10 protein-coding genes are annotated in these 9,950 nt (G+C 71.9%); 3 read left to right on the top strand and 7 right to left on the bottom strand.

Translation table 11 applies throughout. From position 1 onward, the window contains the following. Positions 1–104 precede the first annotated feature (104 nt). From ACTHMF_RS14970 to ACTHMF_RS14955, 4 genes are all read right to left on the bottom strand, one after another. Positions 105–1,916, bottom strand: coding sequence for a ParB-like protein (locus tag ACTHMF_RS14970; protein WP_440318687.1), 1,812 nt, complete (start codon positions 1,914–1,916; stop codon positions 105–107). Between the two features lie 139 nt (positions 1,917–2,055). Continuing rightward, on the bottom strand, positions 2,056–2,517 hold the full coding sequence (locus ACTHMF_RS14965; RefSeq protein ID WP_440318685.1) for a phage tail protein: 462 nt from the start codon (positions 2,515–2,517) through the stop codon (positions 2,056–2,058). Positions 2,518–2,578: 61 nt separating this feature from the next. Then, positions 2,579–3,145 carry an N-acetyltransferase family protein gene (locus ACTHMF_RS14960; RefSeq protein WP_440318683.1) on the bottom strand — a complete coding sequence of 189 codons (567 nt, stop codon included), beginning with the start codon at positions 3,143–3,145 and terminating at the stop codon, positions 2,579–2,581. A 120-nt stretch (positions 3,146–3,265) separates the two neighbouring features. Then, positions 3,266–3,868 (bottom strand): LON peptidase substrate-binding domain-containing protein, encoded by a 603-nt coding sequence (locus ACTHMF_RS14955; protein ID WP_440318681.1) that lies wholly within the window; start codon positions 3,866–3,868, stop codon positions 3,266–3,268. Positions 3,869–3,903: 35 nt separating this feature from the next. Here ACTHMF_RS14955 and ACTHMF_RS14950 point away from each other — a divergent pair, with 35 nt between their 5' ends. Beyond that, positions 3,904–4,401 (top strand): DUF427 domain-containing protein, encoded by a 498-nt coding sequence (locus ACTHMF_RS14950; protein WP_440318677.1) that lies wholly within the window; start codon positions 3,904–3,906, stop codon positions 4,399–4,401. A gap of 118 nt (positions 4,402–4,519) precedes the next feature. Here ACTHMF_RS14950 and ychF read toward each other — a convergent pair whose 3' ends face one another. Continuing rightward, positions 4,520–5,593, bottom strand: coding sequence for a redox-regulated ATPase YchF (ychF, locus tag ACTHMF_RS14945; protein ID WP_314147041.1), 1,074 nt, complete (start codon positions 5,591–5,593; stop codon positions 4,520–4,522). Between the two features lie 24 nt (positions 5,594–5,617). Further along, positions 5,618–6,364 (bottom strand): class I SAM-dependent methyltransferase, encoded by a 747-nt coding sequence (locus ACTHMF_RS14940; protein ID WP_440318675.1) that lies wholly within the window; start codon positions 6,362–6,364, stop codon positions 5,618–5,620. Positions 6,365–6,540: 176 nt separating this feature from the next. On the opposite strand from ACTHMF_RS14940, the gene ACTHMF_RS14935 reads away from it, so the two are divergent. Together ACTHMF_RS14935 and rmuC are read left to right on the top strand one after the other, a co-directional pair. Beyond that, on the top strand, positions 6,541–7,122 hold the full coding sequence (locus ACTHMF_RS14935) for an exonuclease domain-containing protein (protein ID WP_440318673.1): 582 nt from the start codon (positions 6,541–6,543) through the stop codon (positions 7,120–7,122). A 123-nt stretch (positions 7,123–7,245) separates the two neighbouring features. Further along, complete coding sequence (rmuC, locus tag ACTHMF_RS14930; protein ID WP_440318672.1) at positions 7,246–8,682, top strand: DNA recombination protein RmuC; 1,437 nt, start codon at positions 7,246–7,248, stop codon at positions 8,680–8,682. A 104-nt stretch (positions 8,683–8,786) separates the two neighbouring features. On the opposite strand, the gene glpX is transcribed toward rmuC, so the two are convergent. Further along, positions 8,787–9,788: a class II fructose-bisphosphatase gene (gene glpX / locus ACTHMF_RS14925; protein WP_440318670.1), complete on the bottom strand. Its 1,002-nt coding sequence runs from the start codon at positions 9,786–9,788 to the stop codon at positions 8,787–8,789. Positions 9,789–9,950: the final 162 nt, after the last annotated feature.

The raw sequence follows: 9,950 nt of genomic DNA, 5'->3' as shown, positions 1-9,950 counted from the left end.
TCATCGTGGCGCTGCGCCGCCGCGCGAACGCCGGATAGCCAGCAGAACGCACGCGACGGCCGCCACCCCGATCGGGGTGGCGGCCGTCGCGTGCGTTCTGCTGGCTATCCGGCGTTCGCGCGGCGGCGCAGCGCCACGATGACGGCGCCGGCGATGACCGCGGCGAACGCGCCCGCCGCGAGCAGCGGCGTGCCGTCCATCCGAGAGCCGGTCGAGGCGAGCTCGCCCTCGGAGCCGCCATCGCCCGTGGCCGCCGGGGCCGGGTCGGCCGCGGCGACGGCGACCGTCGCGGCGCCCACCTGCACGCCGTTCACGATGACGACGACGCTGTGCGTCCCTGCCGGGAGGGTCGCCGGGATCGACGCGGACAGCGTGAAGGCGCCCGCGGCGTCCGTCGACACCGTCCCGAGCAGCACGGGGTCCGAGTGCAGCTCGACGCGCACGCCGGAGACGTTCGCCGCGAACCCGGCGCCGGCGACCGTGACCCGGCCGCCCGCGACCAGGTCGCCGGTCACGGTGACCGTGCCGTGGACCGTGGTGGGATCGGGCGTGCCCGGGTCGGTGCCCGGCCCGCCCGCCTCGACCGTGACCGGGGCGGACGCCGGGGACGCCGGGGAGGAGCCGATCGCGTTCGTCGCCGCGACCGTCGCGGTGTACTGTCCGGCGGCCAGCCCGGCGAACGTCGTGCTCAGCGCGCCGGCGTCCAGCGTCCGGCTCGTGCCGTCGGAGAGCCGCACGGTGTAGCCGGTGATCGGCGAGCCGCCGTCGGCGGGCGCCGCCCAGGAGACGGTCACGTCCGAGCCGTTCACCGTGGCGGTGGGCGCGGCCGGTGCCGCCGGAGCGGTGGCGGACGGCGCGAGCGTCGCCCGGTAGGCGGTCATGTACGCGAGCTTGCCCGGCTTGGCGCTCGAGTACGGCTGCGCGAGCTTCGCCCACTCCCCCTTGGTCTCGGCCTTGCCGTCGTTCCACGCCGTGAACGCGGACAGGTCGGCCGCGGTGTAGCCGCTCTCGGCGTCCACGACCTCGCCGGGAGCGAGCGCCACCTGCGCCTGCGTGATCTGCTTCACGAGCGCGAGCGAGGCGTCCCAGTCGTCCTGGTTCCAGCCGGCGACGTCGATGCCGGTCTGCGCCCGCAGCCAGGTGCCCCAGTAGAACTCCTGGAACGGCACGGCACCGTCGGCCGAGTAGCCGATGTCCCGCGCGAAGTACATGATGCTGCGGTAGCGGTCGTCCTCGAAGCTCGCCAGGCCGACGGACTTCGGCAGCTGCGCTGGCGTGATCGCGTTGCCGTCGACGTCGCGCAGCCAGGTCCACTTGTTCGCCTTCATGACATCCCAGAACGCGGCGTCGTCGAGCCCGCTCAGGTTGCCGAGCACCCGGAGCCGCACGTGCGTGTCCATGCCGCCCTGGGCGTCCTCGGCGAACGAGGTCAGGGTGTGGTGCCCGTCGGTCAGGTAGAGCGCGCCCTTCGGGCCGATCACGACCGTCTTCATCGGCGCGATCGAGTCGGCGGTCTCCGAGCCGAGCGGGATGGTGCAGCTGAACGACGAGGAGTCGCGCAGCGTGGAGGCGGCGGTCGTCGCGGCAGCGGCGCCCTGGCCGTTCGCCTCGCACCAGTCGTCGAACTTCTTGTTGACGGCGTCCTTGCTGAGCGCGGTCGAGTACCGGCCGAGCTTGTAGTAGACCTCGTCGTAACCGAGCGAGGGCTGAGTCGGGTGCACGTCGCCGATGCGCACGTCGAGCAGCTGCTCCGGCTCCGCGCACAGCGCGCGGGTGTCTCCGGCGACGCAGCTCGGGTCTTTGATGTCGGTGCCGGCGGGGACGGCGGCGGCGGGCGCGGCGATCGCGACGGCGCCGAGCGCCGTGCCGATGGCCAGGACGGCGCCGACGAGGGCGCCGAGGGGTCGATGGGTCACGCGTGATCCGTTCTCTGAGGGGATGTTCAGGAATCCACCTCACGACCCTGCTGAGGTCAGGCCACCACGGTGTTGCGGGAGGGTGAACGGACCGCGTCCCGCGGGTGAACGCGCGGTGCGGGTGTCGTCGCGAGAGGCCTCAGTACTCGCCCTTGATCACGAAGAACGAGCCCCGGATGGTGCCGGCCAGCTTCGACTTCTGCCGCGCGAACTTGAAGGCGGACAGCTCCTCCGGCACCTCCATGCCGTCGGACAGCTTGAAACCGACCGCGCGCTTGCCGCCCGGCTCGAGCGTGTAGAGCACGTTGATGGACAGGCCGGACTCGTAGAAGACGTACGTCCAGCGCACGCCCTCCACCTCGAAGTCGGTCGCCTCCAGCGCCGGGGAGGCGATCACGATGTCGCGCTCCTGGCTGAGGATGCGGGCCACCCGGTCCACCGCCTCTGCCGCCTCCGCCGCCGGCTCGGTGGTGAAGACGTGCGCGTACTTGTTGCGGAAGTAGCGGGCCTCGTTGGCGCGCAGCCCGGCCAGCGCCGGCGCGACCGGCGACGACTCCAGGCCGACTGTTGACACGTTCTCGAAGTCGACGACGTACGACATGCACCCTCCCGGATCGGTTCGCTGGCTCAACGGTACTGCCTCGGCCGCCTCCCCGGCCGGGTCAGGCGAGCACGCGCCGCATCAGCCAGCGGTCGGCGCCGCCGGAGTGCGCCGTCGTCTCGGCGTGCTTCCGGAAACCGTGCGCCTCGAACAGCGCGACGGTGCCGACGTAGCCGCTGATCACGTCCACCTTGGCCCCGCCGGTGTCGACCGGGTACCCCTCCACCAGCTCGGCGCCCGCCGCGCGCGCGTGCTGGACCGCGCCGTCCAGCAGCTCGTGCATCAGCCCGCGCCCGCGGAACCCGGCGCGCACCACGAAGCACACGATGGACCAGGGATCCCGCTCCTCGTCCAGGTGCGGGATGGTGCGCGAGTTCAGCAGCCGCCGGTACGTCGACTTCGGCGCGACCGAGCACCACCCGGCGACCTGATCGTCCACGTACGCGAGCACGCCCGGCCCCGGCTCGCGCTCGCACTCGTCGTGCATGTACGCGATCCGCTCCGGCATCCCGAGCCGCGCATCCCGGTACGACATGCACACGCAGCCGCCCCCGCCCGGCTTCCGCGGCACCATGAACGTCGCGAAGTCATCCCAGCGCCCGGTCGCGGGCAGCACCTCGATCCCCATGAGGGGATGCTAGCGGTGGGGTCCGACGCTCAGGGCCGGCACGCGAGACCTCTTCGTCGACGCGGCAGCGAACTGCGTGCGGACGGGAGGGACAACGGGCGGCGACCAGGCCCGGCTGCCTCACCCCGCGGACCACAGCTCCTCGGCGTCGAGAGTCAGGTCGATCAGCTGGCGCAGGAGGCCGCCCATCGATGTCGACCGCAGCAGCGTGTACCTGTCGTACTCGCCCAGCGGAGCGATCGCCGCCAGCTGCCACGCGGCGGCGGCGGGGTCGTCCGAGAGTTCGGTGTCCGCATCGGAGGGCGTCCGGCCGATGCGGGCGATCGCACGGCGGACGACCGCCTCTGCCTCTGCCAGCAGCGGCGCAAGCGCCTCGGACCATTGCAGCTCGGGCAGCATCGAGAGTTCGGCCCGCGGATACGGGTCATCGTCGACCCAGCGCTCGACGGTGAACCGTCGGGTTCCGACGCCGACGATGAGCAGATCCCCAGCGCCCGCGGCGGCGCTCACCAGGCGCGCCATCGTCCCGACCGACGCACGCTGGTCGCCGCCCCCGGCCTCGGGTCCGCGCTCGATGAGGACGACGCCGAACTCGAATCCCGGTTCGTCTTCGTCGAGCAGCCGTCCGACCATCGTGAGATAGCGCGGTTCGAACACCCGCAGCGGGACCGGCACGCGAGGGAACAGCACAGATCCGAGAGGAAACATCGGTGATGCGGCCATACTCCAGTGAAGCACCGCCGGCGTAGAGTCGACAGGTGCCCCGACCGCGTCCCGAGATCCCCGGACCGGGGCAGGAGTCCGTCTGGGACTACCCGAGGCCGCCGCGCGTCGAGCGCGTCGCCACGCCGGTCACGATCCGCCTCGGCGGTCGGCTCATCGTCGAGACCCGAGACGTCGTCCGGGTGCTCGAGACCAGCCACCCACCGGTCTACTACCTCCCGATGGCGGACTTCGCACCCGGCGCCCTCGTCGACGCCGACGGTTCGTCTTTCTGCGAGTTCAAGGGGACCGCACGGTATCTCGATGTGCGCGGTGGAGGCGAGGTGCGGTCGGCGAGCGCGTGGAACTACCCGAACCCGTCGCCGGGGTTCGAGTCGCTCCGCGACCGCGTCGCCGTCTACGCGCAGCAGATGGACGAGTGCACGGTCGGCGGCGAGGTCGTCACCCCGCAGCCCGGAGGCTTCTATGGCGGCTGGATCACGAGTGCCGTCGTGGGACCCTTCAAAGGCGTGCCGGGATCGCAGGGCTGGTAGCGCCCAGAATCGGCTCAGGCGCGGAGGAGGAGTCGCAACCGGACACGCCGTCGGATGGGACCGATCGGAGGATGTCCGGGGGCGTTCGCACCGGATCTCCTCCCTTTCGGGGCAGTGCCTAGACGTTGAACCGGAATTCCACCACGTCCCCGTCCTGCATGACGTAGTCCTTGCCCTCCATGCGGGCCTTGCCGCGGGAGCGGGCCTCGGCGACGCTGCCCGCGTCGACCAGGTCGTCGAAGGAGATGACCTCGGCCTTGATGAAGCCCTTCTCGAAGTCGGTGTGGATGACGCCGGCCGCCTGCGGGGCCTTCCAGCCCTTGTGGATGGTCCAGGCGCGGGACTCCTTGGGGCCGGCGGTCAGGTAGGTCTGGAGGCCCAGGGTGTCGAAGCCGATGCGGGCCAGCTGGTCGAGGCCGGACTCCTCCTGGCCGGTGGAGGCGAGCAGCTCGGCGGCGTCGGCCGGGTCGAGGTCGATCAGCTCGGACTCGAGCTTGGCGTCCAGGAAGACGGCCTGCGCGGGCGCGACCAGCGCGGCGAGCTCGGCGCGGCGGGACTCGTCGGTGAGGACGTCCTCGTCCACGTTGAAGACGTAGATGAACGGCTTGGCGGTCAGCAGCCCGAGCTCCTTGACCGGCTCCAGATCCAGGTCGGACGAGGACAGCGGCTTGCCCGAGTTCAGGTACTCGATCGCGGCGCGCGCGGTCTCCAGCACCACCGGCTCGAGCTTCCGGCCCTTGACCTCCTTCTCGTAGCGCGTCTCCGCCTTCTCGAGCGTCTGCAGGTCGGCGAGGATGAGCTCGGTGTTGATCGTCTCCATGTCGCCCGCGGCGTCCACCTTGCCGGCGACGTGGACGACGTCGGGGTCGCTGAAGCCGCGCACCACCTGGGCGATCGCGTCGGCCTCGCGGATGTTGGCGAGGAACTTGTTGCCGAGGCCCTCGCCCTCGCTCGCGCCCTTGACGATGCCGGCGATGTCCACGAAGGACACCGGGGCGGGCAGGATGCGCTCGCTGCCGAACAGCTTCGCGAGCGTGTCCAGGCGCGGGTCGGGCAGGTTCACCACGCCGACGTTCGGCTCGATCGTGGCGAACGGGTAGTTCGCGGCGAGCGCCGTGTTCTTGGTCAGGGCGTTGAAGAGGGTGGACTTGCCGACGTTGGGCAGGCCGACGATACCGATAGTGAGAGCCACGGTCGACCATTCTACTGGCCGCGCTCAGCCCTCCCTGCTGGCGCGGTAGCAGCGGGTGACGTACGGCAGCTCGATCCGGTCCGCTCCCGCCAGCTCGGGATGCTCGGCGTGCAGCCGGCGCAGCGACGCGATGACGGCCGCCTGCGCGTCCGGGTCCTTGGTGATGAAGTAGGAGCGGGAGCGCGCGAGGTCGAGCAGCCCGTCGAGCGTCAGCTCCTGCACCCAGCGGACCGTGCGCTTCTCGACCGGGCCGAACGGGGCGGACAGCGCCGGCTCGTCGTCCTCGCCGAACGTCGCCTCCCCTGCTCCCATCAGCTCGCCGAGCTCGCGCACCCAGTCGACGCTCTCGTCCCTGTCGTTCCAGACCAGGCCGAGCCTGCCGCCGGGACGCAGGACGCGCGCGACCTCCGGGACGGCGAGGGACTCGTCCACCCAGTGCCAGGCCTGCGCGGCGACGACGAGGTCGACGCTCGCGTCGCCGAGCGGGAGGCGTTCGGCGCTGCCGACCCGCGCCTCCACCCCGGGCAGCCGCTCGCCGAGCACGCGCAGCATCTGGTGGGAGGGGTCGACCGCGGTGACGTCCAGGCCGAGCGCGACCAGTTCGGCGGTGAGCTTGCCGGTGCCGGCGCCGAGGTCGAGCACCGGCCCGCGGATGCCGTCCGCGAGCCAGGCCACCGCCTCCGCCGGGTACCCGGGCCTCGCCGCGTCGTACACGTCGGCGGCCCGATCGAACGCTGCCGCGTGCTCCTCCTTGTCCCGTCGCTCGCGCATGCCCCGACCCTACGCGCCACCCGGCCGCCCACCCGCCGAGTACGCAGATTCTCTGCGTACTCGACCGTTCGGGCCGCCTTTTCTGCGTAGTCGACGGGTGGGGAGTACAGGAGCGAGGCGGGGGCTGTCGGCGTGGGAGGCGGGGGGACGTCGGTGGGCCGTGCGAGCATGGCCGCGTGCCACTGGACTTCACCGCCATCGACTTCGAGACCGCGAACTCCTCGGCGGCGTCCGCCTGTTCGGTCGGCCTGATCAAGGTGCGGGACGGCAAGGTGGTGGATCGCGCCGGCTGGCTCATCCAGCCGCCGCTCGGGCACGACCACTTCCAGGAGTGGAACGTGCGCATTCACGGCATCCAGCCCCAGGACGTCGTCGGCGCCGCCGGCTGGGTGGACCAGCTGACCGATCTGGTCGAGTTCGCGGAGGACGACCACCTGGTCGCGCACAACGCCGGCTTCGACATGGGCGTGATCCGCGCCGCGTGCGCCGCCACGTTCGTCTCCTGCCCGGAGTACCGCTATCTGTGCAGCCTGCAGGTGGCCAGGCGCACCTACCACCTGGAGTCGTACCGCCTCCCGGTCGCGGCGATGGCCGCCGGCTTCGAGGACTTCCACCACCACGACGCGCTGGCGGACGCCGAGGCGTGCGCGGCGATCGTGATCCACGCGGCCCGCCGCCACGGGGCGACGACGGTCGACGACCTGGCCGCGCTGACCGGCGCGCGCGTCGGCCGGATCGGCATCCCCGCCGCGGCCTGAGCCCGGCGTCCCCGCCCCCGGCGGCGCGTGAGCCCGGCGTCCCGTCCCCGCTGCCCGCCTCCGGCTTGCCCCATCGCCGGCGCTTCTGCGCCCAGTGTCGGCGGCCCCTGCGAGACTGACCGCATGGACATCCTCGCCCTGCTGATCGGTCTCATCCTCGGCCTCCTCGTCGGCGCTGCCGGTGCGGGTTTCGCCGTCGCGAAGCTGCTGCGCGGCCGGTCGGTGGATGCGACTCCCGCGGCTCCCGTGGAGGACCCCGCTGTGACCGCGGCCCGGCACGCGGCCGAGCTGGCGCAGGTGCGCGCGGCCGAGGCCGCCGTGCAGGCGGAGATCCGGGCGGACCTGGCCGCAGCCGACGCCCGCCTCGACGCACTGCAGGCGCAGCTGCGGGACGCGCAGGAGCTGCACCGCGAGACCGTCGAACAGCACCGGGCAGAGCTGCAGGCGCAGGCGGAGCGCGAGCGCGCGGAGAGCAAGGTGCTGCAGGCGCTCGCTCCGGTCCGGGAGAGCCTCACCGACATGCAGCGCAAGGTCGTGGAGCTCGAGACGCAGCGCCACCAGCAGCACGGCCAGCTCGCCCAGCAGCTGCGATCGGCCGCGGAGTCCGAGGAGCGGCTGCGCAGTACCGCGGAGGCGCTCGCATCTGCGCTGCGCTCCAACAGCACGCGCGGCGTGTGGGGCGAGACGCAGCTGCGCAGCGTCGTGGAGGCGGCCGGCCTGATCGAGCGGGTGGACTTCGACCTGCAGTCGAGCATCCACTCGGAGTCGGGCGCGGGACGGCCGGACATGATCGTGCACCTGCCGGGCGGCAAGAGCATCGCGCTGGATGCCAAGGTGCCGTTCAACGCGTACCTGGAGGCGAGCCAGATCCCGGCGACCGCGACCGGCAGCGAGGCGGCCCAGCGCGAGGCGCTGCTGAAGCAGCACGTGAAGGCGGTCCGCGACCACATCACCGCGCTCGGCAGCAAGGCGTACTGGACCGGTCTGGAATCCTCGCCCGAACTGGTCATCGCGTTCATCCCGAGCGAGTCGCTGGTGTCGTCCGCGCTCGAGGCCGACCCCTCCATCATGGAGTTCGCGTTCGGCAAGCGGGTGGCCCTCGCCTCCCCCGTCACGCTCTGGTCGGTGCTCAAGACGGTGGCGTTCAGCTGGCAGCAGGACGTGCTGACCCAGGAGGCCAAGCAGCTGTTCGACCTGAGCCGCACGCTCTACACGCGGCTGTCGACCACGGCCGGCCACATCGAGAAGCTCGGCCGTTCGCTCGAGCGCACGATCAAGGACTACAACGGCTTCGTCGGCTCGTTCGAGCGCCAGGTGTTCCCGGCGGCGCGCAAGCTGAACGCGCTGGACGAGTCCAAGGTGATCGGCGTGCTCGAGGGCATCGAGGAGTCGCCGCGCGAGCTGACGGCGTTCGAGCTGGTCAGCGAGCGGGACCGCGTCGCCGAGGGCCACGAGCTGGAGCCGCGCGACATGCACGGCATCGACAAGCTCGCGGCCCAGGAGCAGGAGCGCGCCCACGCGCACGACGCGGACGCGGACACCGCCTCCGGCGCGGCCTAGCCAGGCCGCCGAGCGCAGGAAAAACGCTCCGAATCGCGCGAAATCGGAGCGTTTTTCCTGTGCTCGGCGGCTGGCGGGCGGCGGGCGCCGACGGCCGACCGCGCTCAGAGCTGGTCGGGCTCGAGCCACTTCTCGGCGAGGTGGTCCGCGAGCACGCGGCGGATCGTGCCGGACTTCGAGCGCAGCACGATCGACTCGGTCTTGATGATCGGGCCCTTGCGCCGCACGCCCTCCACCAGACCGCCGTCGGTGACGCCGGTCGCGACGAAGAACGTGTTGTCGCCCTTGACCAGGTCGTCCGCGCCGTAGACCTTGTCCATGTCGAGGCCCACCGCGATGCCCTGCGCGCGCTCGGCGTCGTCCTTCGGCGCGAGCCTGCCCTGCATGAAGCCGCCGAGCGCCTTGATCGCGCACGCGGTCGTGATCCCCTCGGGGCTGCCGCCGATGCCGACGCACATGTCGATGCGGGACTCGTACCGGGCGGCGTTGATCCCGCCGGCCACGTCGCCGTCCAGCATCAGCCGGGTCCCGGCGCCCGCAGCGCGGATCTCCTCGATCAGCCCCTCGTGCCGCGGCCGGTCCAGCACAGCGACCCGGATCTCGCCCACCGGCTTGCCCTTCGCCTTGGCCAGCTCGCGGATGTTGTCGCCGATCGGCTGCGAGAGGTCGACGACGCCGCGGCCTTCCGGCCCGGTGACGATCTTGGACATGTAGAAGACGCTCGACGCGTCCAGCATGGTGCCGCGGTCGGACACTGCGATCACCGAGAGCGCGTTCTGCCGGCCGGCCGCGGTCAGCGAGGTGCCGTCGATCGGGTCGACCGCGATGTCCACCGCCGGCCCCCGGCCGTTGCCGACGTGCTCGCCGTTGAACAGCATCGGCGCGTTGTCCTTCTCGCCCTCGCCGATCACGATCACACCGTCGAAGTTCACCGTGCCCAGGAACTTGCGCATCGCGTCCACCGCCGCGCCGTCCGCCGCATTCTTGTCGCCCCGGCCGATCCACGGCGTCGCCCGGATGGCCGCCGCCTCCGTCGCCCTGACCAGCTCCATGGCCAGGTTCCGGTCCGGATGCGTGAAGTGGGATGCGGTGTCGGTGCTGGTCATGATGGGTCCTCCCGGACGAATCGAAACGGCGTTGTCTGACCGCCGGACGGCGGCGCCCCCAGTGTATCCGCGCGCCCCCCTCCCGGCCCCGTCCCCGCACGAACGTTCACCCGCCATCCACACCCCCGCCTCCGAGTACGCAGAAACGGCCCCGAGACGACC

Origin of the sequence: Leifsonia sp., from assembly GCF_051955155.1 — a bacterium.
Lineage (GTDB): Bacteria > Actinomycetota > Actinomycetes > Actinomycetales > Microbacteriaceae > Leifsonia.
Note: the sequence above shows the minus strand (reverse complement) of the source record. Positions and strands in the feature narration are given on the sequence as shown.

Coding starts and splice junctions, on each gene's coding strand:
- glpX (WP_440318670.1), bottom strand. CDS start 9,788: ATGACCAGCACCGACACCGCATCCCACTTCACGCATCCGGACCGGAAC.
- ACTHMF_RS14960 (WP_440318683.1), bottom strand. CDS start 3,145: ATGGGGATCGAGGTGCTGCCCGCGACCGGGCGCTGGGATGACTTCGCG.
- ACTHMF_RS14940 (WP_440318675.1), bottom strand. CDS start 6,364: ATGCGCGAGCGACGGGACAAGGAGGAGCACGCGGCAGCGTTCGATCGG.
- rmuC (WP_440318672.1), top strand. CDS start 7,246: ATGGACATCCTCGCCCTGCTGATCGGTCTCATCCTCGGCCTCCTCGTC.
- ACTHMF_RS14965 (WP_440318685.1), bottom strand. CDS start 2,517: ATGTCGTACGTCGTCGACTTCGAGAACGTGTCAACAGTCGGCCTGGAG.
- ACTHMF_RS14955 (WP_440318681.1), bottom strand. CDS start 3,868: ATGGCCGCATCACCGATGTTTCCTCTCGGATCTGTGCTGTTCCCTCGC.